This is a genomic window from Microbacterium sp. LjRoot205 (assembly GCF_056175745.1).
Genome location: NZ_JBGFFH010000003.1, coordinates 334,184 through 357,890, shown reverse-complemented (window position 1 = coordinate 357,890; position 23,707 = coordinate 334,184). Strand labels below are relative to the sequence as shown.

The following is a 23,707-nucleotide window of genomic DNA, read 5'->3' as shown; positions in this document are numbered from 1 at the left end:
GCATGGCTCGCGCGATCGTCTACACAGAGTTCGGTTCCCCTGATGTGCTGCACCTGATCGAGGTCCCCGATCCGATCGCGCTCGACGGCGAGGCCGTGGTGCGCATCGAAGCGGCAGGGGCCAACCCGATCGACGCCAAGCTGCGCAGCGCGAAGCGGCCATCGCCGCCGATCACCGAGCCCCGCGCCGTCGGCTTCGACGGCGCCGGGGTGATCGAGTCGCTCGGCGACGACGTCGACGGCTTCGCCGTGGGCGACCGCGTGGCCATCCGCGACACCCTCGGCACCTACGCGAGCCTGCTCGCCGTGCCGGTCGAGAAGATGGTGGCGCTGCCCGATGCGGTCACCGCGGCCGAGGGCGCCGGCATCGGCATCCCGGCCGGCACCGCCTATCAGGCCCTCCGCTCGCTCGGGCTCGCGGAAGGCGACGTGCTGCTCGTGCACGGCGGCTCCGGCTCGGTCGGCCAGGCGGCCGTGCAGTTCGCCGTCGCCTGGGGCGCCACCGTGATCGCCACCGCCAGCCCTGCTCGACACGATCAGCTGCGCGAACTCGGCGCCACACCCGTCGCCTACGGGGACGGGCTGCTCGAACGAGTGCGCGAGGCCGCTCCGGACGGCGTGACCGTCGTCCTCGACTGCGCAGGCACCGACGAGGCGATCGACGTCTCGCTCGAGCTCGTCGCAGACCGCGACCGCATCGCGACGATCGTGCGCGGCCCGGATGCCGCGTCGTTCGGCATCCGCGCCTTCTCCGGCGGCTCCCCCACCCCGCTCTCCGAGCAGGAGCTCGCGTGGCGGGCCGAGGCGCTGGGCGCGACCGTCGAGCTGCTGGCGGCCGGCGACTTCGTCATCGAGCTCGGACCCGAGCTGCCGCTCGCCGAGGCGGCGCAGGCCCATGAGCTCATGGAGTCCGGCACCGCCTCGGGCAAGATCGTGCTGATTCCGTAAAGCCTCAGGACCAGGCGCCGGCCGCAGTGGATGCTGTGGCCAGCGAAATCGAGTTCGCGGTGATCAGTCGGCGCGTGGCTTCGGCGGGCTGGTTCTGAGTCCTCGCCTGGTTCAGGCGGCAGCGACCGGGCGGCCGAGCGAGAGCATCAGTCGGTTCGCCCAGTTGAAGAACGCTGCCCCGTGGATGACGTCGGCGATCTCGAGATCGTCGAGGCCCGCCGCGCGCAGACGGGCGATCTCGTCGGCGCCGAACGCATTCGGGGTGTCGGTCAGCGCGACGGACGCCGCCACCACGGCGTTCCACCGCTCGCCGAGGTCGGCATCCACGCCCTCGTCGAGCAGGCGATCGACGTCGTCGACGCGCTTGCTGTGGTGCGCCGCGAAGCGCGAGTGCACCGAGGCGCAGAACACGCAGCCGTTGCGTCGGGATGCGGCCGTCGCCGAGAGCTCGCGCTCGGCGCGAGGCAGCCCTTCAGCGGCGTTGTAGAAGATGTCCTTGTCGACGAGCGTGCGCGCCTTGAGCACCTCGGGGTCGCGCGCGAGCAGACGGAAGTAGTCGTTCTTCGCGCGCGAGGCGTCGACGAGTCCGTCGTAGTGGCGCTCGGTCAGCTCCTCCTCGGCGAGTGGCGGGAGGTGAGGAGTCCAGCCGACCTCGGCCCGTGTGAACGCCTCGGGGTGCGGTGCGATGTCATGCAGCAGAGCGGTCATGCGGCGATTCCCTTCTGAAGTGCGGTCAGTCCTGTGACCACGCGCTGCTGGAACGCGAGGAACGACACCAGCTGCGACAGCGTCACGATGCCGTCGGCCGACCACCCCGCATCCACCAGCCGCTGGATGTCGTCCGCCGACGACTCCCGCGGACGGAACACGAGCAGGTGCGTGTGCGCGAGGGCCGCGGCGAGACGGTCGCCCAGCACTTCTGCGACCTCGGCCGACGGGGCGTAGCGCTCACCGTCGGTGTTCTCGGCCTGCAGCCCCGCCTCGGTGTAGGAGCCGAACGGCCCGGCGACCGCGGCATCCGTTGCCTCGGCGATCACGACCGCCGCGCGCTGCGGGTCCGCCGTCAGCGCCCGGTCTGCGTAGAACCTCCCTGTGGCGTCGTCGTCTCCGGCGAGGCGCGTGGCGAACGCGGCGATCAGCTCGCGCTCGGCCTGCGACACCTCCGTCGTCGAAACCGGCGCGAAGAGCGCATCGAAGCTCGCCTGCAGCTGCTCCCTGGTGACGGGGCGACGGCGCCGCAGCGCATCGAGCTCGGGCGTCACCCCCGCGATCTGATCGACGATGTCAGTGGTCATGCCTTCTCCTTGATGGTGTCGGTGCGGGTGTAGTCGAGAGCAGGGGCCACCTGCTCTGCGAACAGCTCGATCGAGCGCAGCACGTGCTCGTGCGGCGCGTCGACCGAGTGGACCTGGAATGCCACCTCGGTGGCTCTCGCGAGGGTCGAGTCGGAGGCGAGCGACTCGGCGACCTGCTCGGGGGTGCCGAGGTGGGTGTCGAGCGCGAGGATCAGCTCGTCGAGGTCGTCGCCGGGGATCGTCTGCCCCTGACGACGGAAGCCCTCGGCGGCACGGCGCAGGCCGACCTCCGCGAAGCGCAGGGCCTCGGCGCGGTCGTCTGCCACGAACACAGTGCGCGAGGCGGTGATGCGCGGAGCGGTGCCGTCGGGCAGAGCTTCGAGATACGCGTCGATGATCGGATCCTGCAGCGCCGAGAGCGGGGCGTTCAGCGCGTCCGTCGACCGCGGCTGGGTACGCGACAGCAGCAGGCCGTGTCCGTGGGTGCCGGCGCGGTGACCGCCTGGCGACGAGAACGTGGCCTGCCAGATGCGGTCGGCGAGGCTGCCGGCATCCGGATAGAGAGTGTTGTCCGCGCCGATGTCGCGCCCCGAGAGCGCGTCGAGGAGAAGTCGGAGCTTGCGGTCGTAGGTCGGCGCCTTGTCGCGCACGTCCTCGCCGAACGGGATGAACGACGCCGGCGTCCCTCCGCTTCCCAGCCCCAGATCGATGCGGCCGCCCGAGAGCAGATCGGCGACGACGGCATCCTCGGCGACGCGCACCGCATCTTCGAGCGGAAGCGTGACGACGCCGGTGCCCAGGCGGATGCGCGACGTCTGCGCGGCGACGTTCGCCAGGAACACGAGCGGTGAAGGGAGCCCGCCCTCCGCCGCACGGAAGTGATGCTGCGCCACCCAGGCACGTCCGACGCCGTGACGCTCGGCGTGCTGGATCTGCTCGGTGGCGAGCGCGTATCGCTCGGCAGGAGACGCGTCATCGAGCAGACGTGTGAAGAAGGCGATCGTGGGTCCGGTCATGCGGGCTGCTCCGTTCGTCCGGGGACGGCTGCGAGCAGCTCCCTGGTGTACTCGTGCTGAGGGTCGTGGAAGAGGTCCTCGGTGTTGCCCTCCTCGACGATGCGCCCGCGGCGCATGACCGAGACCGTGTGGCTGATCCGGCGCACGACGGCGAGATCGTGCGAGATGAACAGGTAGGTCAGGCCGAGTTCCGACTGCAGCGAGGTGAGCAGTTCGAGGATGCGCGCCTGCACCGTCACGTCGAGGGCCGAGACCGCCTCGTCGAGCACGACGATCTCGGGGTCGATGGCGAGAGCCCTCGCGATCGCCACCCGCTGCCGCTGACCGCCCGAGAGCTCGCCCGGCGTGCGTCGGGCGACGTCGCTCGGCAGCGACACCCTGTCGAGCAGCGCCAGCGAGCGCTCCCTGCGTTCGGCGCGCGAGCCGACGCCGAAGTTCTGCAGCGGCTCGGCGACGATGTCGACGATCTGCTGCCGCGGGTCCAACGACGCGAACGGGTTCTGGTAGACGAGCTGGATGCGGCGACGCAGGGCGCGCAGGCGCTGCCCCGACAGCCCGGTCACATCCTGTCCGTCGATCTCGATCGCACCGGCATCCGGCTGATGGAACCGCGTGACCAGTCGCGCGGTCGTGGTCTTGCCCGACCCCGACTCCCCGACCAGGGCGTGCGTCGTTCCCCTGCGCACCCGGAACGACACGTCGTCGACCGCGCGGAAGCGCTCACGCCCGGCGACCGCGAACTCCTTCACGAGTCCGGTCGCGGTGATCGCGAACGGGTTCTCCGCGGCCACCGCCGCAGCATCCCTCAGGAATGGCGGTGCCTCCGGCCGACGGAAACCGGTGGTGAATGCCGGAGCGTCGGCGAGCAGCTGCTTCGTGTACCCGTCTGAGGGTGCTGCGAGCACCTGCGCGCTCGCGCCCTGCTCGACGATGCGCCCGTCCTTGAGCACCACCAGTCGCTGCGCGCGGTCGGCGGCGACTCCGAGATCGTGGGTGACGAGCAGGATGCTCGTGCCCTCCTCGCGGCGCAGCTCGTCGAGCAGATCGAGCACCTTGCGCTGCACGGTGGCATCCAGTGCGCTGGTCGGCTCGTCGGCGATCAGCAGGCGGGGGCGCAGGGCGATCGCGGATGCGATGAGCACGCGCTGGCGCATGCCCCCGGAGAGCTCGTGCGGGTACTGGCGCACGCGCAGATCAGGGTCGTCGATGCCGACCCGCTCAAGCAGCTCGATCGCCCGCGCCCGGCGCGACCGACGGTCGCGGTGGCCGTGCAGCCGCAGCACCTCCTCGACCTGTGCGCCGATCGTGCGCACGGGATCGAGCGAGGTCACCGGGTCCTGCGGGACGAGACCGATCTCAGGACCGCGGATGCTGCGCAGCGCGCGATCCGACCAGCCCGAGATGTCGAGATCGCCGAGGCGCACCGCACCACCCTCGACCCTGCCGCCGGCCGGCAGCAGGCCGAGCAGGGCATGCGCGGTGGTGGACTTGCCCGACCCTGACTCGCCCACCAGCGCGAGCGCCTCCCCCTCGGCGATCTCGAACGAGACGCCGTGCACGACCTCACGCCGACCCTCCCTGGTGGCGTACGAGACCCTGAGGTCGTCGACGGCGAGAACGGTCATCGTGATCTCCTTCCGATGCGGTGCGAGATGCGGTTGGCGCTGAGCACGACCGCGACCACGACCAGACCGGGCAGCGCGGTCAGCCACCAGGCGGTGGCGGTGTAGTTGCGACCCTCGGCGATGAGCAGACCCCATTCGGGGGTGGGCGGCGGAGCCCCGTAGCCGAGGAAGCCGAGTGTCGAGATCGCCAGGATCGCGGTGCCGAACTGCAATGCGGCGAGCGCCACGATCGGGGTGAGCGAGTTCGGCAGCACATGCCGGCGGAGCACCGTGAGGAACGTGCCACCGCTGCCGTACGCCGCCTCGACGTACTCGCTGCGACGCACCCGCGCGACCTCCGACCGCATCAGACGGGCGAACGCCGCGACGCTGCCGAGACCGACGGCGATGGCCGCGTTCACCGTGCCGAAGCCGAGCAGGATGATCACCGAGAGCGACAGCAGCAGGCCGGGGATCGCCAGCAGCACGTCGACCACGCGCATCAGGATGTCGTCGACGACGCCGCCGACGGCTCCGGCGATCGCGCCGAGGATGGTGCCCAGCGCGAGGCCGAGAGTGACGGCGATGAGGGCGCCGGAGAGCGAGTGCACGGCGCCGTGCACGACGCGCCCGAACAGGTCGCGCCCCAGGGTGTCGGTGCCGAACCAGTGCGCCGCGCTCGGCGGCAGCAGCTTGTCTGCAGGGGTGCCGGTGAGCGGGTCACCCGGGGCGAACGCCCCGGGGATCACCGCCCAGAGCACTGCGAGAGCGATCACGGCGACAGCGAGGTACAGATCCCACTGTCGTGCCCCGAGTCGCCGAGGTCGGCTGCTCGGGACGGATGCCGTGGCACCCTGCTGCGGAGGCTCGACGGCGGGGTCGGCGGATGCGGCGATGGCTGCGACGGTCATGCCGAGACTCCTGTCTTCGAGAGGGCGCGCTGGCGGGGATCGATCAGCGGGGTGACGAGGTCGACGGCGAAGCTGATGAGAACGAAGCCGAGCGCCGACAGCAGCACGACGCCCTGCAGCACGGGGATGTCCTGGTTGGACACCGCCTGCTCGGTGAGCCTGCCGATGCCGGTGCGGCCGAACACGGTCTCGGTGACGACCGCTCCCCCGACCAGTTCGCCGAAGAGCACGCCGGCGATCGTGAGCGTCGGCAGCGCCGCGTTGCGCGCCACCGAACGGGTGAGGACCCACGATGGCGGTGCGCCCTTGGCGCGCACCACGGTGATGAAGGGCTGCGCCTGCACCTGGTCGATCGCTCGCACCAGCACCTGTGCGAGTGGCGCCGAGATCGGCACGGCGAGCGTGAGCACGGGCAGGATCAGCCCCGCGACCGGGTCGGCGCCGACGACCGGCACCCAGCCCAGGCCGAACGAGAAGACCTGGATGAGCAGGATGCCGAGCCAGAAGACCGGCACGGCGACGAACAGACCCGGCACCTGGCGGATGCCGTCGCGCAGCCAGCTGAACGGTGCGAGCGAGGAGAGTCCTGCGACGAGCACCGCGATCAGCAGCGCCACCACGAGTCCGAGCGACGCGAGCAGCAGGGTCGACGGCAGCGCCTCGGCGAGCATCGTCAGCACCGGGGTACCGAACTGCGTCGAGAAGCCGAAGTCGCCGCCGAGGAACCCGAGCCCCGCATGCAGGTACTGCTGCCACCACGGCAGGTCGGTGCCGTACGTGGCGCGGATCCCGTCGAGCTGCTCCGGCGACAGCCCGAGGCTGGGGTCGGAGAACTTGATCAGGATCGCGTCGCCCGGCAGCAGCTGCAGCAGGAAGAAGGTGGCCGTGAAGGCCGCGATCAGGACGATCGCGGCCTGCCCGGCCCGTCGGAGGACGAAGTTCATCGATGCACCGTGTCGCTCGGGCTCAGTGCTCGGAGAGCCAGACGCCCGAGAAGGTGGGGCGACCGACCGACTCGAAGTCCACGCCGTGCACATAGGTCGCGGTGCCGTAGACCTGCGGCTCCTCGAACAGCGGGATGACGTACGCCTGCTCGGCGATGTAGTCCTGCACGGCCTGCGAGGCCTCGGCGCGCTTCGCGGTGTCCGGCTCCGAGGCGACCGCCTCCAGCAGAGCGTCGAGCTCGGCGTCGTTCGAGATCAGCACGTCGCGGTTCTTCGTGTGGTACTGGCTCTTGATCACGTCGAAGTCCGCGCGTCCGACCATCGAGTGGTAGAACCCCGTCTTCAGCGGGTCACGCGTGTCCTCGGCATACGAACCCGCATCCGCCGGCTTCACCGTGAGCTCCACACCGACCTTCGCGAGCTGCTGGGCGACGAGTTCGAGCGTCTGCTTCGAGAGCGGCTGCGGAGCGGCCTCGTAGACGGTGATCGACAGACGCTCTCCGTCCTTCTCGCGGATGCCGTCGGATCCCTCCGTCCATCCGGCCTCGTCGAGCAGCTCCTCGGCCTTCTCCGGGGCGTAGGCGTAGTGCTCGGACTCGTCCTTGTAGCCGAGTGCCTCCTGCGACAGCACCGAAGTCGCGACCGGGTAGTTCTCGGTGAACAGGGTGTCGACGACCTCCTGAGCGTCGACGGCGGCGACAAGGGCCTGACGCACCTTGATGTCGGCCAGAAGCGGGTTCTCGGGGCGCAGCGCGATGGAGTTGTTCACTCCGCGGGTCTGCGGCGCGTAGAGCGTGAAGCCCGCGCTCTCGACACGATCCTCGTCGAAGGCCTGCACGTAGCGCACGTAGTCCGCCTGACCGGCGAGCAGTGAGCCGATGCGCACCGAGTCCTCGGGCGTCACGAGGACATGCACGGCGTCGACGTAGGGGCGCCCCTGGTTCTCGGCACTCTCGGGTGCCCACGCGTAGTCCTCGCGAGCGGTCAGAGTGAACTCGGTGCCCAGCTTCTCGTCGGTAACCGTGAAGGGCCCTGCGCCGACGATGGCCTCGGCGTTGCCCGCACCGAAGTCCTCGATCGTGCCGTCGAGCGTGTCGGAGGAGAGGAGTCCGGAGTTGATGGTGGAGGTCGCCTGCAGGAACCCCGGGGCCGGGGCCGAGAAGCGGAACGTGACGGTGTCGTCGTCGACGACCTCGCTCGACGCGTAGTTGTYGATCGCCTCCGAGACGGTGAGTCCGCGCTCCGGATCGCCCAGGCCGTAGGTGTCGAAGTTCTTCGCCACGGCTGCGGCATCCACCGGGGTGCCGTCCGAGAACGTCACATCCGGCTTCAGGTTGAACGTGTACTCGGTGGCGTCGGCGTTCACGGTCCAGTCCGACGCGATCCACGGCTCGATCTCGAGCGAGTCCGGGTTCTGCCAGGTGAGGCGGGCGGTGATGTTGTTGACCACGCCGCCATTCGGATAGAACCCCGCCTGCGGCGGATACAGGTTCGTGAACGTCTGGTGCTCGAGGTACGTGAGCGTGCCCCCGGTGATGGGGTCGCCGCCGGCGTCCGACTCGCCGGAGGGAGCCGGAGACGAGGCGCACGCCGCGAGGCTCGCGGCGAGGACGAGCGGAAGCGCGACTGCTGCTGCGCGGATGAGACGGCGGGTCATGCGGTCCTCCTGGGAAGGGATGCTGTGGTTCCTGGTGTGCGGGTGATGGTCACGCTAGGGACTCCCCGAGCCCCGCCGCGAATGGAGTCGTCACGCGCGGACGTGACCTGTCATGAGGCGTCATGACAGGTCACCGGGCGCAATCCGGCGTAATGATCCAGGGGGTCACCGGGTGGCGAGCGCGGACGAGGCTGCGTCTCGTCGGCCGACACCGAGACGGTCGCGCAAGGTGCCGGTGCTGCCCTCGTCCGCGCGCCTGAGCAGGCCACGGCGACGCAGCTCTGGCCCCGCAAGGCGCGTGAACGCCTCGAACTGCGCGGGCTGGAAGGCCGACAGCACGTTGAAGCCGTCCGCCGCACCCTCGTCGCGCCAGGTCTCGAAGTGATCGGCGATCGTGGAGGCATCGCCGACCACGAAGGCTGCGGGCACGGCGTGCGCCGCCACCAGATGGCGCCAGGTGAGCGCGTGCGAGCTGCCCTGCCCCTCGACGTGCAGTCCCGCGATGCGGGCGAGTCGGTCGATCAGCGCGGCGCCGGCGTCGCCCAGTCGCCGCGCATCATCCGCTGATACCTCGTCGTCGAAACCGGCCGCGCGCAGCCGGTCGTCCGGTGCCACCCCGAGCGCGTCGGCCAGTGCCGCGACCGATCGGTTCGTCGGGAAGGCCGCGCGCGACGGCTGATGCCCTTCGGCGAGGGGCACGAGGGCGAGCAACCGTTCGACGATGCGGTGCGCCTCGGCATCCGAGTCGGCGACGACGGGAAGCACGGGAGCGATCACCGCGAGCGCCTCGGGCGAGCGCCCGGCGGCGGCTGCGATGTCGCGCAGGTCACGCCGGGTGGCGATCGCATCCGCGAGGTTCGGGGCCGCGATCAGTGCCAGGTCTGCCTCGGTGGCCGCGAGCACACGCGACCGAGCAGACGTCCCCGCGTGCACGATCGGGATCTGCCCCTGCGGCGGCCTGGCCACGTTCAACGGACCGGAGACCCGCAGATGCTCCCCGTCCAGGTCGGCGCCACGGAGGCCGTCCGGGTCGATCAGCACGCCGCGCTCGGCATCCGCGATCCAGGCGTCGTCACTCCACGAGTCCCACAGGCGTCGCAGCGCCGCGACGAACTCCTCGGCGCGGTCGTATCGGGTCTCGTTGTCGGCGTGCGCGTCTCGGCCGTGGTTGCCCGCGGCGCGAGGCTCGGCGCCGGTGACGAGGTTGATGCCGGCGCGTCCACGGGTCAGCACGTCGAGGGAGGCGAGCGAGCGAGCGGTCGCGTAGGGGTCGGCGTAGGTCGTGTTCACGGTGGCGATGAGGCCGATGCGCGACGTGACGCCGGCGAGGAACAGCACCGCACTCACCGGGTCTATGCGCGCCAGCAGATACGGGTCGCGGAACTCGAGGTCGGGCCCGGTGGCCAGCCAGTCGCCGAAGAACAGGTAGTCGAGCCCGGCGTCCTCACCCTCGCGCGCGATGTGACGGAGGATGTCGGCATCCGACGAGGGGTCCCGGTGCGCTCCTGGCTGACGCCAACCCGACGGATAGGCGCCGAGAGTGCGCACCATGGCGCCGATGATGAGGGGTTCGGTCATGCTCCCGAAAATACGAGCGCCGTGGGCGGCCGCCAATCGCCGGGGAAGCTCGGAGACACGCAGCGCAATACGCCGACACATCCTCGCGGCGATCCAGCTGTCGGTGCGACCCTCTACGCTGAGACCATGACTGGTCTTCGTTGGGGAATCCTCGCGACCGGCGGCATCGCCGGCGCGTTCGCATCCGATCTGCGCACGGCAGGGCTCGACCTCGTCGCTGTCGGCTCGCGCTCGCAGGAGTCGGCCGACGCGTTCGCGGCCCGCTTCGACATCCCCCGCGCGCACCCCACGTACGAGGCCCTCGTCGCCGACCCGGACGTCGACATCATCTACGTCTCCACGCCGCACCCGCTGCACCACGAGAACGCCCGCCTCGCGCTCGAGGCCGGCAAGCACGTGCTGGTCGAGAAGGCCTTCACCCTCAACCGGGGCGAGGCCGAAGACCTGCAGCGCCTCGCCGCCGAACGCGGGCTGCTGGCGATGGAGGCCATGTGGACCCGGTATCTGCCGCACATGGTGCGCATCCGCGAGATCATCGCCGACGGAACGCTCGGAGAGATCCGCGCCGTCACCGCCGACCACACCCAGCTTCTGCCGGACGACCCCACCCACCGCCTGAACGCTCTCGAGCTCGGCGGCGGTGCACTGCTCGACCTCGGGATCTACCCGATCTCGTTCGTGTGGGACGTCCTGGGCGCCCCGACCGCCGTCCATGCCGTGGCCCGGCTCATCGAGACCGGAGCGGATGCCGAGGTCGCCACCGTCATGACCCACGAGGGCGGCGCGATCTCGACCACTCTCTCCTCGTCGCGAGCCGCCGGCCCGAACGCCGCGAGCATCGTCGGCACGAAGGCCCGCATCGACATCGATCGCGTCTGGTACACCCCGACGACCTTCCGCGTCGTGCTCCCCGACGGCACAGTCGTCGAGGAGTACGTGTCCGAGGTGGCCGGCCGCGGCATGCAGTATCAGGCGCATGCGGCCGAGCGCCTCGTCGCCGAGGGCGTGCTCGAGGGCGACATCCTGCCGATCGCCGAGAGTGTCGCGATCATGGGCACGCTCGACGACATCCGCGCCCAGATCGGGGTGCGCTACCCGCGCGAAGGAGTCAACCATGGCTGAAGCCAACGACGCCCGTGTCGCCGTCTATCTCGACTTCGACAACATCGTCATCTCCTGGTACGACCGCGTGCACGGACGCAACGCCTACGGCAAAGACCGTCAGCGGATCACCGAGAACCCGACCGATCCCGAGGTCACCGAGCGGCTCTCCCGCGCCATGATCGAGGTCGGGGCGATCATCGACTACGCGGCGTCCTTCGGCACACTCGTGCTCACGCGTGCCTACGCCGACTGGTCGTCGCCGGTGAACGCCGTGTACCGCTCGCAGCTCGTGGCCCGCGCCGTCGATCTCGTGCAGCTCTTCCCGGCCGCCGCCTATGCGAAGAACGGCGCTGACATCCGCCTCGCCGTCGACGCCGTCGAGGACATGTTCCGTCTGCCCGACCTCACGCACGTCGTGATCGTCGCCGGCGACAGCGACTACGTCCCCCTCGCGCAGCGCTGCAAGCGCCTCGGCCGCTACGTCATCGGCGTCGGCGTCGCGGGGTCCACGGCCAAGTCGCTCGCCGCGGCGTGCGATGAGTTCGAGGCATACGACTCGCTGCCCGGTGTGGTGCGCCCGAGCAAGACCGCTCCGGCCACCGTCGTCGCGGTGCCGGAAGCCACAGTCGAACCCGCCGTCGAGCCGGCCGCAGAGCCTGCCGCGAAGACGAGGACGAGGCAGCCTGCCAAGACCGCCAAGGCCAAGGCAGCCGCCGCCACGGCTGCGAGCGCGACTCCGGCCAAGGTCGACGAGCACGCAGAGGGCACTGAGCAGGGTGAGGCGACAGAGCTGCTGCATCGCGCGCTGCGCCTCGGGCATGACAAGGCCGACGCCGACGAATGGCTGCACAGCTCGGCCGTGAAGACGCACATGCGCCGCATGGACCCCTCCTTCAGCGAGAAGGCCCTCGGCTACCGGTCGTTCTCGGACTTCCTCAAGTCGCGCGAGAGCATCGCAGAGCTCGAGGAGACCGGGCACGAGCGTCTCGTGAAGCTGCGCGACTCGGCCTGACCCCGCACGACTCGACCGGCCTGTCACGCCACCGGACGGTCACTCCTCGAAGTCGTATTCCTGGAAGGCGGCGACCTCGGGCACCCAGCGCTCCGACACGAACGCGGTGTGCGCAGGGTGCGCGTCGTAGGCGCGGTACGCCGCTCGGTCCTGGAACACCATCGAGAACTGGTGCTCCAGGTCGCTCTTCGGGCTCACCTGGCGACGGATCGTGAAGTCCTCGACCCCGGGGATCGACGTGAGCACGGCTCTGGCGGTGGCGAGGAACTCGCGCTCCTCGGGGCTGCCCGCCTCGTGCACGAGGCGGAAGACGACGGTGTGCTGGATGGTCATGCGGTGTCTCCGGTCGTCTGGTTGCTGAAGGCGGCGTCGAAGGACGCGGTGGGCACGGGCCACAGCAGCGACCGCACGTAGGCGAGCGCCTGCGGGGCCCCGTGCAGGCGGTCCATTCCGGCATCCTCCCACTCGATCGAGATGGGGCCCGCATACCCGATCGCGTCCAGCGCGCGGAACGAGTCCTCCCATGGCACGTCGCCGTGACCGGTCGAGACGAAGTCCCACCCGCGCCGGGGATCCCCCCATGGCAGGTGCGAGCCGAGCACTCCCGCACGCCCGTTGTGCGGCCGCATCCGGGTGTCCTTGCAGTCGACGTGATAGATCCGGTCGGCGAAGTCGACGATGAACCCGACCGGGTCGATGTTCTGCCACATCATGTGCGACGGGTCCCAGTTGAACCCGAACGCCTCGCGGTGGTCGATCGCATCCAACGCCCGCACCGACGACCAGTAGTCATAGGCGATCTCGCCCGGATGCACCTCGTGCGCGAAGCGCACGCCCTCGCCGTCGAACACATCGAGGATCGGGTTCCAGCGGGCGGCGAAGTCGTCGAAACCGGCCTCGATGACGGATGCCGGCACCGGCGGGAACATCGCCAGATACGGCCAGATCGACGAGCCGGTGAACCCCACGACGGTGTCGACGCCGAGCTTGCGCGCCACTCGAGCCGCGCGTCTCATGTCCTCCGCCGCGCGGACGCGCACGCCCTCCCCCTCCCCGTCTCCCCACACGTAGTCGCGCAGGATCGCCCGGTGACGGAAGTCGATCGGCGCATCGCACACCGCCTGCCCCGCGAGATGATTCGAGATCGCGAAGATCTGCAGTCCGTGTCGGTCGAGGATCTCGAGGCGCGAGGCGACGTACGCGTCATCCTCGTCGGCCCGCCGCAGGTCGAGGTGATCGCCGGAGGCGGCGACCTCGAGGCCGTCGTACCCCCACTCCGCCGCGAGGCGCGCGACCTCCTCGAAGGGCAGATCTGCCCATTGGCCGGTGAACAGGGTGACCGGGTGCGTGGTCATGGACACTCCTTCGTATCGCGTGACGGTTCAGGCGCCGAGCACTCTCAGCGCCTGGATGCTGCGTGCGGCGAGTTCGTCCTGACTCTCCGCGAGTGGTCGCCACACGGACGCGGCGACCGCGATCGTCGCGTTCTCACCCGTGAAGCTCTCGAGCCCGAGCGGACCCCGATACCCCGCGTCGTCGAGGGCTCGCAGGATCTCCGGCCAATCGGTGTGATCGTCGCCGACCGCTCCCCGATCGCTGCCGCACACCTGCACGTGGGCGATCGCCGACCCCGCCGCGCGGATGGCCTGCGTCGGCTTCTTCTCCTCGATGTTCAGGTGATAGGTGTCGAGAGCGAGCCCCACGCCCGCACCGAGCAGCGGCGCGAGCGCGTCGAGGCTCTGCTCGACGGTGTTGAGCACGCTGGTCTCATAGCGGTTGAGCGGCTCGATGGCGAGGGTGACCCCGGCATCGGCGGCATCCGACGCCAGCGGTTCGAGGTTCTCGCGCAGCTCCCGCACCATCTGGGCGCGTTCATCCGCCGACATCCGCCAGGTCGCGCCCGTGGGGGCGTAGAAGGGGCCGGCGACCACGGCGGAGCCGAGCGTCGCCGCTGCGGCGATGCACGCTCGCAGGTAGTCCTGGGTCGCGCCGACGTCGCCCGCCTGCGCGAGCAGCGAGCGCCCCGGCCCCATGGCTCCGATGACGATGGCGCCGAGGCCGAGATCGTCGAGCACGTCGCGGGATCGCGCCGGATCCCAGTCCCCGATGCTCTCGAGCGGCAGTTCGAGCGCCTGATACCCCATGTCGGCGGCCTTGCGCGCGAGCGGTCCGAGCGTCGCGTCGGTGAGCGGAGACGTCCACACCCACGTGTTGACGGCGATCGTGCGAGGCATCCTGCTCCTTCGGGGATGACGCGAGTGCTCCCACCCTCCCATCCGCGGGACGCGGAGGGAAGGGCGGGAGCATCACAGAGGGTTACGGGATCTGACGTTCCTGCCACACCGTCGGGTAGCCGGGGAGGTTCTCCCCGCCGAACTTCGCGTAGTGCCCGTCAGGCATGCCCTCGTTGGCGGCGAGGTAGTCGTCGAGCTCTCCCTCGGTGATCGGCTTCTGCGGCAGCACCCACTCCTTCGGCACCTCTTCACCCGCGAAGATCATCTGCGCGGCGAGCAGGGGCGTGCGCCACTGGAAGTTCGAGTAGACCGGAGCGAGACCGGTGAGACCCGTGTCCTTCCACTTGCGGAGGAAGCTCATCTCGTCTTCACCGGTCATCACCGGGTAATCGGCGCCGGCGTCCTCGAAGGCCTCGATCGCGGCGACAGCGCCGTCACCGGCATCCATCCAGACGCCCTGGACATCGCCCTTGGCGAGCTCGTCGCTGATGATGCTCTTGATCTCTGCCGGGTCCGCACCTGTGAAGTAGTCCACCGCCTCGATACCCGCCTCGTCGAAGAGCTTCTCCGCCGCGGCCCACCGGTGCTCGAGCACGTCGACGCCGGGGAGGATGCGGAGCGCCACGACCTTGTCGCCCTCTTCGAGGTTGTCGATGAGGAACTCGGCGGTGTCGATGCCCCACGCGAATCCGCCGATCGGGTGGATGAACGTGACGGGGCAGTCGGTGTCGACGCCGCGGTCGAACACGATCACCGGCTTGCCGGTCTCGCATGCCCGCTCGACGGCCGGGGTCATCGCCGCGGTGCTGTTGGGCGAGATGAGGAAGACGTCGCAGTCGCCCTCCGAGATGAAGTAGTCGATGTCGGCGATCTGCGTGTCATCGGAGTCCTGCGCGTCGCGGGTCTCCATCTCGCTGATCGCGCCGGCCTCCTGCAGAGACTTCAGCTGCTCGTTCATCGTGATCCAGCCCGTCTGCCGCCACGGGTTCGAGATCGAGGCGTTCGCGAAGCACGCCTTCTTGGCCCCTTCGCTCGCGAACTCCGAGGTGTCGACCATCTCGGCGTTGATGTGCTGGAGGTACGGCTCGTCCGCCGGGCCCTGGGGCTCGACGCCCCGCTCCTCCATCTGCTTGTCGAAGAGCTCCTGGTCGAACCACTCGGTGGTCTCCGCCGACTCCTCCGGGTTCTCCGACTCCGCCGGCGCCACGGACGGGTCTGTCGTACACCCGGCGAGCGCGATGAGGCCGAAGAGAGCCACCCCTGCGGTGGCGATCTTCATTGATCGTCGCATTGCTAATCTCCTCTGGTTTCTGTGTGGATGGTGCTGGTTGTTGCGGGTTCTGCGGTCTGTGCGGGTTCTGCGGTCGGGAGATCGAGAGAGGTCTGCGGGCCTCGCTTGCGCCGTGCGCGGAAGGCCACGGCGGAGTATGCGACGGCGGCGATGATGATGATGCCCTGCACGGCGTCTCGCAGCGTCGACGGGACACCGGCGATGTTCAGCAGCATGAAGAGGGCCTCGAGAGCGAAGGCACCGGCAGCCGCCGCGACGATCCAGCCTCGACCGCCGCCCAGAACGACGCCACCGAGGACGACGGCCGTGATCGCGACGAATTCGTAGCCGCGGCCGACCGAGGGGTGCACCCCGGCGTATCCCACGAGCAGCACGGCCGAGAGCGTCGCCGACAGTGACGAGATCACGAAGGCGCGGGTGGTGACCCAGGCGCTGCGCGCACCGGCGAAGTCGACCGCCGTGGCGTTGTCGCCCACCGCGATGAGCAGCTTGCCGAGCGGGCGCTTGGTGATCCAGATGCCGAGGGCGAGCCAGCCGATGAGGATGAACACCGCCCACGGGATGAACTCGAGCAGCGGCACATCGCGGATGCCGCCGCGGCCGATCTCGCGGAAGCTGTCTGCCGGGTTTCCCGTGGCCGCTCCGCCCGTCCACCACATGACGCCGCCGAGAAGGGCGAGCATCATGCCGAGGGTGACGATGAAGGAGGGCACCTTGAGGAGCGTCGTGATGACCCCGTTGACGAGTCCGACGACCACTCCGAAGACGATCATGAGCAGCAGCACGGGAATCGTGCGCGAGTCGTCCTGCCCGACGAGGTTGCCGGCGATGATCACCTGGGCCGTGATCAGCGAGCCCTGCGACAGGTCGAACTCGCCCGCGATGATGACGAAGTACTGACCGATGGCGACGATCGCGATCGGGGCGACGCGCTGGATGAACCTCATGACCTGGCCCGGCTCGGCGAAGCTCGGGTTGAGGATCATGACCGCCACGAGCAGGATCACGAGCAGCAGGAACACCGCGCCCCGAGGGCTCACGAGTGTGCGCAGCGCGTTCATGCGCGTCCTCCTTCCGCCACGGGGTTCGTATCGGCGAGCTCCGATGCGGCGGCCGCCATCTCGGACTCGGCCGCCTTCGCGGCGTCGTCTCCCCCGGTTCTCGTGCCGCCTGCTCCGAAGCGCGGGCGGCGGCTGACGATCGAGCGCCGGCTGTAGACCGCCACCGCGGCGACGATCACGACGCCGCGGACGACGTCCTTCAGGAACGGGTTGACCTGCATGACGCTCATGACGTTGTCGACGACCGCGAGGATCGCGACGCCGCCGATCGCACCCCAGATCGAGCCGCGTCCGCCCAGCAGCAGCGTGCCGCCGAGCACGACCGCGGCGATCGACAGCAGCGCGTAGCCGCCCTGCTGGCCGACGGTGGGGCTGCCGACGCCGAGACGGCTGGCGAGCAGCAGACCGGCGAGCCCTGCGAACACCGAGCACAGCACGTGCGCGGCGATCAGCGGCGGCTTGGTGCGCACCCCGGACAGGCGGGCGATCTCCGGGTCGCCGCCGACCGCGTAGAGGTGGGCGCCGGTGCGGGTGCGGTTGAGCAGGAACCAGACGAGCACGGCGAGCGCGATCATGATGATCGTCGAGACGGGAACGGGCCCGACGCCGGTGGCGCCGATGAGCTGGAACTCCCAGGGCACGCTGCCTGCCGAGCCCTCGAAGTTGGTGTTGAGGATGCCCTGCAGAATGAGCCCCACGCCGAGGGTGGCGATGAAGCCGTTGACCTTGAGCACGGTGACGATCAGGCCGTTGACCAGGCCGATGCCTGCGCAGACGAGCAGGGTGAGGGCGACGGCCGCCGGCACGTTCGAGGGGTTCCCGTTCATGATCGTCGCAGCCAGCAGGCTCGAGAGACTCACGACGTAGGTCACCGACAGATCGAGCGATGCTCCGAGCACCACCAGGGTCTGGCCGATCGCGACGAGTCCGAGCACGCTCATGCCGGTGAGGATGTCGCGGATGTTCCCGGGGCTGAAGAAGTTGCGCCCCACGGTGCCGACGAGGATGGCGCCGACGATGAGGGTCAGGATCAGGATGCCGAGGACGATGACCGTCGAGTCGATCCGAAGCCGCTTCATCGTGCACCTCCGTCGATGGTGGCGCCCGTGGCCGCGCCGAGGATCTCATGCTCGGCCGACCCTGCGGGCAGCTCGGCGACGAGCTCGCCGTCATGCATCACGAGGATCCGATCGCTCATGCCGATCACCTCGGGCAGCTCGCTCGACACCATCAGCACCGCCTTGCCCTGAGCCGCCAGCTCGCGCATGAGCTGGTACACCGCGTACTTCGCACCGACGTCGATGCCGCGGGTCGGCTCGTCGAAGAGCACGATCTGCGGCTGGGTGAGCAGCCACTTGGCGAGGACGACCTTCTGCTGGTTGCCGCCGGAGAGGAACCGCACCTCCTGGTCGACGCCCCTCGAGCTGATCTCCAGGGAGCTGAGCACTCCGGGCACCTCCCGCCTGGACGAGGCGGTGCGAGCAGCGAAGACGCTGCGGGTCACGAGCAGGGCGTTGTCGAGCACCGACTGCCCCAGCGCGAGCCCCTGGGCCTTGCGGTCCTCCGAGACGAGCGCGAACCCGGCGCGCACTGCCGCCCTGGCGCTCGTGATGCGCGCCGGTGAGCCGTCGACCCGCATCGAGCCCCGCACGAACGGGTCGATCCCGAAGACGCCTTCGACCAGTTCGGTGCGCCCGGAGCCCTGGAGTCCCGCGAGTCCGACGATCTCCCCCGCGCGCAGGGTCAGCGACACCCCGTCGACGAAGGCGTTGCCGCAGCCGTCGAGCTCGAGACGCGGCTCCCCCACGACCGTGCCCGCCACGGCATCCGGGTAGTACGACTGGATCGAGCGGCCGACCATGCGGCGCACGAGCTCCTCGGTCGTCAGCGCGCCCGTGTCGTCGGTCGACACGAGAGCGCCGTCCTTGAGGATCGTGATGCGGTCGCACAGGTCGAAGATCTCCTTCAGCCGGTGCGAGACGTAGATCACCGCCACCCCGCGCGAGGTGAGCCGACGGATGATTGCGTAGAGCAGCTCGACCTCGCGATCGCTGAGTGCGGCGGTCGGCTCATCCATCGAGATGACCTGCGCCTCGAACGAGAGCGCCTTGACGATCTCGACGATCTGTTGCTCCGCGACCGTCAGCGACCCGACCCGCGCCTGGGGGTCGATGAACGAGACACCGAGATCGGCGAGCAGCTCGCCGGTGCCGCGGACCATCGCCTTCTGATCCACGAACCCGGCACGGCGCGGCTCGCGTCCGAGGTAGACGTTCTGCGCGACCGTGCGCTCGGGCAGCAGGGTGAACTCCTGGAAGACGGTCACGATGCCGTCGTCCATCGCCTGTCGAGGGTGCGCGTACCGCACCTCTCCGCCGCGGTACCGCACGACGCCGTCGTCGGCGGGTTGCACCCCGGCGATGATCTTCATGAGAGTCGACTTGCCTGCACCGTTCTCGCCGACGAGGCCGTGCACCTCGCCCGGACGCACGTCGAAGTCGATGCCCTTCAGCACCTCGACGCCGAAGAACGACTTGCGGATGCCCGACACCTCGAGCACCGGCTGGGTGATCGTCGCGGTCATGCCGCCACCTCCGTCCATCGTCCGTCAGCGGCCGCGGAGGCGAGGACCGCCTCGGTCAGCACGGCCGAGCGGAACCCGTCTTCGAACGTCGGCAGTCCCTCGGGGTTCGCACCGCCGATCGCCGCGTACACGTCGGCGATGAAGCCGTTGAAGGCATCCTGGTAGCCCATCGCGTGCCCCGAGGGCACCCGCTGCAGGCGGGCCGATTCGGGCGCGGCCGTGGCGGGATCGCGCAGCAGCAGTCGTGACTCGTCGCGCATGCCGATCCACAGCTCCTCCGGCCGCTCCTGCTCGAAGCGGAGTGTCTGCCTGGATCCGTGCAGCTCGAGCGTCAGAGCGTTCTTGCGTCCGGCCGCCATCTGCGAGATGAGCAGCGTGCCGAGGGCACCGGACTCCGTCTCGACGAGGATCGCGACGATGTCCTCGGTGTCGACCGCCTGGCCCGCTCGCTCGTCGAACACCCTGCGGGTGCGCGCGCTCAGCGCGCTGATGCGCTGGCCGATCACGAACTCGATGAGGTCGCACAGATGCGAACCGATGTCGGCGAACGCCCGGGACGACCCGCCGGATGCCGAGCGCACCCGCCAGTCGTCGTCGGTGGGATGCAGCATCCAGTCCTGCAGATACGAGCAGTCGAGCGTGAGAAGCTCGCCGATGTCTCCCCTGGCGACGCGGGCACGCGCCTCGCGCACCATCGGGTGGTAGCGGTAGACGAAGGGAACCGCGCCGACCCGCCCTCGCGACGCCGCGGTCTCGGCGAGCCTGCGGGCGTCTGCGGCGTTCGTGGCCAGGGGCTTCTCGCAGATGACGTGCTTGCCGGACTCGAGCGCTCGGAGTGCCAGTGCGGCGTGTGTGGCGTTGGGGGTGCAGATGTGCACGACGTCGATGTCGTCGGCGTCGAGGAGCGCGGCGGCATCGACCTCGGCGCGCGCGGCACCCAGTTCGTCTGCGGCCAGTCGTCCGCCCGAGGCGGAGCGGGTGGCGACGGCGCGGAGCTCGCCGCCCGCGTCCCTGGCCGCGGTGCGATGCACGCGTGCCATGAATCCCCCGCCGAGGATGCCGGCTCGGATCGTCCCGAGACCGGTGTCAGTGACATCCGTTGTCATGCGGGTGAGTCTGACACAGGCGCTCCGACTTTTGCTAGACCTCCGTCAAAAGTTCTTTGTAACGAATCGGAAGTCGATCGAGCCCTGTTCCAAGTCTGTGGTTTACTGACGCAATGGTCGACGCACTCCGCACCGCCGCGGCAGCGAACCCCGGCGCCGGCGAGATCTTCCAGATCCTTCGCGACGGCACCGCTCGCACCAAGGCCGAGCTCGCAGCCATCACCGGCCTCGCCCGTTCGACCGTCGCGCTGCGCGTCGACGCCCTGCTCGCCGCGGACCTCCTTCGCCCTGCGGGCGAGGCCGTCTCGACCGGCGGGCGTCCGCCGGCGCGGCTGGCCTTCAATTCCCGCGCCGGAGTCGTGCTCGCCGTCGACCTCGGCGCCACCCATGCCACGATCGCCGTCGCGGATCTCGCCGGCGTGATCCTCGATTCGCGCACACGCACGATCGACATCGCCGACGGACCGGACAATCTGCTCGACGTGATCCTCGCCGACGGGGCGACCCTGCTCGAGACTCCGGCGGCCGTAGGCATCCCGCTGCTCGGCATCGGGATCGGCGTGCCCGGGCCCGTCGAGCACTCGACGGGTCGGCCGACCAACCCTCCGATCATGCCCGGCTGGGACCGCTTCGACGTCCCCGGCTACGTGCAGCGCACGTTCGACGTGCCGGTGCTGGTCGACAACGACGTGAACATCCTCGCCCTCGGCGAGCACGCGACGATGTGGCCGCACGTCGACGACCTGATCTTCGTGAAGGTCTCGACCGGCATCGGAGCCGGCATCATCGCCGGCGGGCAGCTGCAACGGGGGGCGCAGGGCTCAGCCGGCGACATGGGGCATGTCCAGGTGCCGAGAGTGGCCGGGTCCACCAGGGAACCCGGCGACGAGCGCGACCTCGAGGCGCTCGCGAGCGGGTCGGCCCTCGCGACGGCGCTGCGCGGCGCGGGGCACGAGGCGCACAGCCCGGCCGATGTGATCGAGCTGGTGCGCTCCGGCAATGCCGCAGCCATCGAGGCGACACGGCAGGCGGGACGCGATGTGGGCGAGGTCCTGGCGACGGTGGTCAATCTGCTCAATCCGTCGATCATCGTGCTCGGCGGCAGCATCGCCAGGGCCGGCGAGCACCTGCTCGCCGGGGTGCGCGAGGTCGTCTACAGACGGTCCATCCCGCTGGCGACCCAGCATCTGGCCATCGTGCAGTCGCAGGCGGGCGACAGGGCCGCCGTGCTCGGGGCCGCGATCATGGTCGCCCGCGAGGTGCTCTCACCCGCGAGCGTCGACCGCTATGTGGTGACGAAGGCGCGCTGACCGCGCCCTCGTCACCACATCGGCCGATCTCAGAGCGTCGCCTCGAACGGGTCGAAGTCGGCGTCGAGTGAGCCGACCTCGTCGATCGTGCTCGCGACCTGCACGAAGCTGCGCGATTCGGCGGCCTCTTCGATCGACAGCAGGGTGTCGAGCACGTGGTAGCCGAACTCACCGGTCGCGACATGCGGGCGGTCGGCGGCGATCGAACGCGCCATGTCGAGCAGACCGACGCCGCGACCCGAGAGCACGCCTTCCTGGACCACGTCGACGACCTCCTGCGTCATGGGCGCCGGCGGCACGAAGGCCTGCGTCAGCGGCCGGGTGATGGTGATCTCGCCTCCGAAGGTGTTCGGGTCGGGGATCACGATCGTCCCCTCGGTGCCGGTGATCTCGACGATGCCCGTGCGCAGCAGCGGCGAGTCGGTGCTGTACAGGCTCTGCGCCTGTCCACCCTGCTCGAAGTCCATCAGCACGCTCAGCGTCGACGGGATCTCGACGGGGAACTCCTGACCGGCGAGCTCGCCGACCTGCACGGTGCGGGTCGGGCTGCCCTGGAGACCGAGCGCGGCGACGGCGGCGACCGGTCCGAACACGTGCACGAGAGCCGAGACGTAGTACGGCCCCATGTCGAGCAGCGGCCCCGCGCCCTTGGCGTACAGGAACGCGGGGTTCGGGTGGAAGATCTCCGGCCCCTGCCATTGGAACGTGGTCTGGGCGAACAGCGGACGACCGATGTCACCCCGGGCGATGGCGCGCTTCGCCGTCTGCACACCCGGCCCAAGCACCGTGTCGGGCGCGACGCCGACGCGCAGCCCCGCGGCATCCGCCTTCTGCAGCAGGCGCAGCGACTCGTCGCGGCTGACGCCGATCGGCTTCTCGGTCCACACGTGCTTGCCTGCGGCGAGGATCGCCTCGGACACCTCGACATGCACCGCGGGGATCGTCAGGTTCACCACGATGTCGATCTCGGGGTCGTTCAGCACGAGCTCGACGCCGCCCGCCCGCGGGACGCCGTACTTCTCGGCCTGCGCCCTCGCGCGCTCCTCGAGCAGGTCGCCGATGGCGAGCACCCGCACGTCGGGGAACGTGGTCAGGTTCGACAGGTACTGGTCGCTGATGTTGCCCGCGCCGATGATGCCGACGCCGACGGGCCCGTTGCCGATCGCCATCAGCCGGCCACCTTCTCGTCGAGGTAGACGCGGCTGCGCTCGATGGCGTCCCAGAGGTCACCGTCGAAGTGGTCGAACTCCACGATCGCGAGCTCGAGTGCCGGGGCCGCGGCGATGGCCTCGACCAGCGGGACCACGCCTTCTCCTGCCGCGACCTGGTCGGCGGGCGGGTAGGCGCTCAGCAGCGAGGGATCGAGCGTGCCGTCCTTGGCGTGCACGGCGATGACCCGGTCGCCCAGACGCTGCAGAAGTGCGACCGGGTCGACGCCGCCGCGGGCGACCCAGTACAGGTCGACCTCGAGCACGACGCGCTCGTCGAGCAGGCCCGCGAGCACCTCGAGTCCGGTGACGCCGTCGAAGACGGCCTCGAGCTCGTGGGCGTGGTTGTGATAGCCGACGCGCACGTCGACGGTGGCACCCACGGCGGCCGCCTCGTTGAGCAGACGTGCGGTCTCCTCGATCTGCTCGACCGTCTCCCAGCGCGCGGGCTCGGTGTACGGGTCGATGACCGTGTCCATGCCGAGCACCTTCGCGGCGGCGAACACCTCAGCGGGCGAGGGCACGGGAAGCGTGGTGCCGCTGCCGTCCGGGTTCACGAACGACTCGGAGGCGAGGAACGCGTGACCCGAGGGCGCGGTGAGACCCGCGTCGGCCAGCGCATCGGCGAGCGGCTGCGCACGGCGCACGAAGTCATAGGGCTCGACGGCCGTGAAGCCTCGCGCGGCGACCTCTTTCAGTGAGCCCTCGAGGTCGGTCTCGAGCTGATCCTTGATCGTGAACAGCTGGATGGAAGTCTGAATCGCCACGGGGTCTCCTTCGGTCGTCGGTGACGTGCGGGCCGTCTTCGCCCGTCTGTCCGAGCACGCTATCACCAAATACCTCCG

22 protein-coding genes are annotated in these 23,707 nt (G+C 69.9%); 4 read left to right on the top strand and 18 right to left on the bottom strand.

Annotated features, from left to right (window positions below; genetic code table 11):
- Positions 1 to 2 precede the first annotated feature (2 nt).
- The gene (locus AC04ME_RS09805; RefSeq protein ID WP_052492839.1) at positions 3 to 947 is read left to right on the top strand and encodes a quinone oxidoreductase family protein; all 945 of its coding nucleotides are present in this window, start codon (positions 3 to 5) and stop codon (positions 945 to 947) included.
- A gap of 111 nt (positions 948 to 1,058) precedes the next feature.
- Here AC04ME_RS09805 and AC04ME_RS09800 read toward each other — a convergent pair whose 3' ends face one another.
- The 8 genes from AC04ME_RS09800 to AC04ME_RS09765 all read right to left on the bottom strand — a co-directional run bounded on the left by AC04ME_RS09800 (position 1,059) and on the right by AC04ME_RS09765 (position 9,952).
- Positions 1,059 to 1,655 carry an alkylhydroperoxidase domain protein gene (locus tag AC04ME_RS09800; RefSeq protein ID WP_042537350.1) on the bottom strand — a complete coding sequence of 199 codons (597 nt, stop codon included), beginning with the start codon at positions 1,653 to 1,655 and terminating at the stop codon, positions 1,059 to 1,061.
- A complete protein-coding gene (locus AC04ME_RS09795; RefSeq protein WP_367823406.1) occupies positions 1,652 to 2,242 on the bottom strand; it encodes a CMD domain protein in 591 nt (196 codons plus the stop codon). Before AC04ME_RS09795 ends, AC04ME_RS09800 begins: the two co-directional genes overlap by 4 nt.
- Positions 2,239 to 3,258, bottom strand: a complete 1,020-nt coding sequence (locus AC04ME_RS09790; protein WP_475434748.1) for a putative FMN-dependent luciferase-like monooxygenase — start codon at positions 3,256 to 3,258, stop codon at positions 2,239 to 2,241. The genes AC04ME_RS09795 and AC04ME_RS09790 overlap by 4 nt, the downstream gene beginning before the upstream one ends.
- On the bottom strand, positions 3,255 to 4,883 hold the full coding sequence (locus AC04ME_RS09785) for a dipeptide ABC transporter ATP-binding protein (protein WP_475434747.1): 1,629 nt from the start codon (positions 4,881 to 4,883) through the stop codon (positions 3,255 to 3,257). The genes AC04ME_RS09790 and AC04ME_RS09785 overlap by 4 nt, the downstream gene beginning before the upstream one ends.
- Entirely contained in the window at positions 4,880 to 5,773 is an 894-nt protein-coding gene (locus AC04ME_RS09780; protein WP_475434745.1) for an ABC transporter permease, read from the bottom strand. Before AC04ME_RS09780 ends, AC04ME_RS09785 begins: the two co-directional genes overlap by 4 nt.
- A complete protein-coding gene (locus tag AC04ME_RS09775; RefSeq protein ID WP_309690143.1) occupies positions 5,770 to 6,717 on the bottom strand; it encodes an ABC transporter permease in 948 nt (315 codons plus the stop codon). Before AC04ME_RS09775 ends, AC04ME_RS09780 begins: the two co-directional genes overlap by 4 nt.
- A 22-nt stretch (positions 6,718 to 6,739) precedes the next feature.
- Positions 6,740 to 8,374, bottom strand: coding sequence for a TIGR04028 family ABC transporter substrate-binding protein (locus tag AC04ME_RS09770; RefSeq protein ID WP_475434743.1), 1,635 nt, complete (start codon positions 8,372 to 8,374; stop codon positions 6,740 to 6,742).
- Positions 8,375 to 8,539: 165 nt separating this feature from the next.
- On the bottom strand, positions 8,540 to 9,952 hold the full coding sequence (locus AC04ME_RS09765) for an NtaA/DmoA family FMN-dependent monooxygenase (RefSeq protein WP_475123166.1): 1,413 nt from the start codon (positions 9,950 to 9,952) through the stop codon (positions 8,540 to 8,542).
- Positions 9,953 to 10,078: 126 nt separating this feature from the next.
- Here AC04ME_RS09765 and AC04ME_RS09760 point away from each other — a divergent pair, with 126 nt between their 5' ends.
- Positions 10,079 to 11,074, top strand: a complete 996-nt coding sequence (locus AC04ME_RS09760) for a Gfo/Idh/MocA family protein (protein WP_475434741.1) — start codon at positions 10,079 to 10,081, stop codon at positions 11,072 to 11,074.
- The gene (locus AC04ME_RS09755) at positions 11,067 to 12,068 is read left to right on the top strand and encodes an NYN domain-containing protein (protein ID WP_475434740.1); all 1,002 of its coding nucleotides are present in this window, start codon (positions 11,067 to 11,069) and stop codon (positions 12,066 to 12,068) included. The genes AC04ME_RS09760 and AC04ME_RS09755 overlap by 8 nt, the downstream gene beginning before the upstream one ends.
- A 39-nt stretch (positions 12,069 to 12,107) precedes the next feature.
- Here the strand turns inward: AC04ME_RS09755 and AC04ME_RS09750 are convergent, their stop codons facing one another.
- The 8 genes from AC04ME_RS09750 to AC04ME_RS09715 all read right to left on the bottom strand — a co-directional run bounded on the left by AC04ME_RS09750 (position 12,108) and on the right by AC04ME_RS09715 (position 20,344).
- A complete protein-coding gene (locus AC04ME_RS09750; protein WP_475434739.1) occupies positions 12,108 to 12,401 on the bottom strand; it encodes a Dabb family protein in 294 nt (97 codons plus the stop codon).
- The gene (locus AC04ME_RS09745) at positions 12,398 to 13,423 is read right to left on the bottom strand and encodes a sugar phosphate isomerase/epimerase family protein (RefSeq protein ID WP_475434738.1); all 1,026 of its coding nucleotides are present in this window, start codon (positions 13,421 to 13,423) and stop codon (positions 12,398 to 12,400) included. Before AC04ME_RS09745 ends, AC04ME_RS09750 begins: the two co-directional genes overlap by 4 nt.
- A 27-nt stretch (positions 13,424 to 13,450) precedes the next feature.
- On the bottom strand, positions 13,451 to 14,302 hold the full coding sequence (locus AC04ME_RS09740) for a sugar phosphate isomerase/epimerase family protein (RefSeq protein WP_311878414.1): 852 nt from the start codon (positions 14,300 to 14,302) through the stop codon (positions 13,451 to 13,453).
- Positions 14,303 to 14,384: 82 nt separating this feature from the next.
- Entirely contained in the window at positions 14,385 to 15,593 is a 1,209-nt protein-coding gene (locus tag AC04ME_RS09735) for a substrate-binding domain-containing protein (RefSeq protein ID WP_042537324.1), read from the bottom strand.
- Between the two features lie 2 nt (positions 15,594 to 15,595).
- A complete protein-coding gene (locus tag AC04ME_RS09730; RefSeq protein WP_311878412.1) occupies positions 15,596 to 16,654 on the bottom strand; it encodes an ABC transporter permease in 1,059 nt (352 codons plus the stop codon).
- On the bottom strand, positions 16,651 to 17,733 hold the full coding sequence (locus AC04ME_RS09725) for an ABC transporter permease (RefSeq protein WP_475434735.1): 1,083 nt from the start codon (positions 17,731 to 17,733) through the stop codon (positions 16,651 to 16,653). Before AC04ME_RS09725 ends, AC04ME_RS09730 begins: the two co-directional genes overlap by 4 nt.
- Complete coding sequence (locus tag AC04ME_RS09720; protein WP_475434733.1) at positions 17,730 to 19,238, bottom strand: sugar ABC transporter ATP-binding protein; 1,509 nt, start codon at positions 19,236 to 19,238, stop codon at positions 17,730 to 17,732. Before AC04ME_RS09720 ends, AC04ME_RS09725 begins: the two co-directional genes overlap by 4 nt.
- Entirely contained in the window at positions 19,235 to 20,344 is a 1,110-nt protein-coding gene (locus AC04ME_RS09715) for a Gfo/Idh/MocA family protein (protein WP_042537319.1), read from the bottom strand. The genes AC04ME_RS09720 and AC04ME_RS09715 overlap by 4 nt, the downstream gene beginning before the upstream one ends.
- A gap of 113 nt (positions 20,345 to 20,457) precedes the next feature.
- On the opposite strand from AC04ME_RS09715, the gene AC04ME_RS09710 reads away from it, so the two are divergent.
- Positions 20,458 to 21,654 carry an ROK family transcriptional regulator gene (locus tag AC04ME_RS09710; protein WP_042537317.1) on the top strand — a complete coding sequence of 399 codons (1,197 nt, stop codon included), beginning with the start codon at positions 20,458 to 20,460 and terminating at the stop codon, positions 21,652 to 21,654.
- A gap of 29 nt (positions 21,655 to 21,683) precedes the next feature.
- Here AC04ME_RS09710 and AC04ME_RS09705 read toward each other — a convergent pair whose 3' ends face one another.
- Positions 21,684 to 22,823 (bottom strand): Gfo/Idh/MocA family protein, encoded by a 1,140-nt coding sequence (locus tag AC04ME_RS09705; protein WP_056373521.1) that lies wholly within the window; start codon positions 22,821 to 22,823, stop codon positions 21,684 to 21,686.
- Positions 22,823 to 23,629, bottom strand: a complete 807-nt coding sequence (locus AC04ME_RS09700) for a sugar phosphate isomerase/epimerase family protein (RefSeq protein ID WP_042537313.1) — start codon at positions 23,627 to 23,629, stop codon at positions 22,823 to 22,825. Before AC04ME_RS09700 ends, AC04ME_RS09705 begins: the two co-directional genes overlap by 1 nt.
- Positions 23,630 to 23,707 lie beyond the last annotated feature (78 nt).

Coding starts and splice junctions, on each gene's coding strand:
- AC04ME_RS09790 (WP_475434748.1), bottom strand. CDS start 3,258: ATGACCGGACCCACGATCGCCTTCTTCACACGTCTGCTCGATGACGCG.
- AC04ME_RS09720 (WP_475434733.1), bottom strand. CDS start 19,238: ATGACCGCGACGATCACCCAGCCGGTGCTCGAGGTGTCGGGCATCCGC.
- AC04ME_RS09725 (WP_475434735.1), bottom strand. CDS start 17,733: ATGAAGCGGCTTCGGATCGACTCGACGGTCATCGTCCTCGGCATCCTG.
- AC04ME_RS09800 (WP_042537350.1), bottom strand. CDS start 1,655: ATGACCGCTCTGCTGCATGACATCGCACCGCACCCCGAGGCGTTCACA.
- AC04ME_RS09710 (WP_042537317.1), top strand. CDS start 20,458: ATGGTCGACGCACTCCGCACCGCCGCGGCAGCGAACCCCGGCGCCGGC.
- AC04ME_RS09705 (WP_056373521.1), bottom strand. CDS start 22,823: ATGGCGATCGGCAACGGGCCCGTCGGCGTCGGCATCATCGGCGCGGGC.
- AC04ME_RS09760 (WP_475434741.1), top strand. CDS start 10,079: ATGACTGGTCTTCGTTGGGGAATCCTCGCGACCGGCGGCATCGCCGGC.
- AC04ME_RS09715 (WP_042537319.1), bottom strand. CDS start 20,344: ATGACAACGGATGTCACTGACACCGGTCTCGGGACGATCCGAGCCGGC.
- AC04ME_RS09750 (WP_475434739.1), bottom strand. CDS start 12,401: ATGACCATCCAGCACACCGTCGTCTTCCGCCTCGTGCACGAGGCGGGC.
- AC04ME_RS09805 (WP_052492839.1), top strand. CDS start 3: ATGGCTCGCGCGATCGTCTACACAGAGTTCGGTTCCCCTGATGTGCTG.
- AC04ME_RS09780 (WP_475434745.1), bottom strand. CDS start 5,773: ATGACCGTCGCAGCCATCGCCGCATCCGCCGACCCCGCCGTCGAGCCT.
- AC04ME_RS09795 (WP_367823406.1), bottom strand. CDS start 2,242: ATGACCACTGACATCGTCGATCAGATCGCGGGGGTGACGCCCGAGCTC.
- AC04ME_RS09765 (WP_475123166.1), bottom strand. CDS start 9,952: ATGACCGAACCCCTCATCATCGGCGCCATGGTGCGCACTCTCGGCGCC.
- AC04ME_RS09730 (WP_311878412.1), bottom strand. CDS start 16,654: ATGAACGCGCTGCGCACACTCGTGAGCCCTCGGGGCGCGGTGTTCCTG.
- AC04ME_RS09745 (WP_475434738.1), bottom strand. CDS start 13,423: ATGACCACGCACCCGGTCACCCTGTTCACCGGCCAATGGGCAGATCTG.
- AC04ME_RS09735 (WP_042537324.1), bottom strand. CDS start 15,593: ATGCGACGATCAATGAAGATCGCCACCGCAGGGGTGGCTCTCTTCGGC.
- AC04ME_RS09785 (WP_475434747.1), bottom strand. CDS start 4,883: ATGACCGTTCTCGCCGTCGACGACCTCAGGGTCTCGTACGCCACCAGG.
- AC04ME_RS09740 (WP_311878414.1), bottom strand. CDS start 14,302: ATGCCTCGCACGATCGCCGTCAACACGTGGGTGTGGACGTCTCCGCTC.
- AC04ME_RS09755 (WP_475434740.1), top strand. CDS start 11,067: ATGGCTGAAGCCAACGACGCCCGTGTCGCCGTCTATCTCGACTTCGAC.
- AC04ME_RS09775 (WP_309690143.1), bottom strand. CDS start 6,717: ATGAACTTCGTCCTCCGACGGGCCGGGCAGGCCGCGATCGTCCTGATC.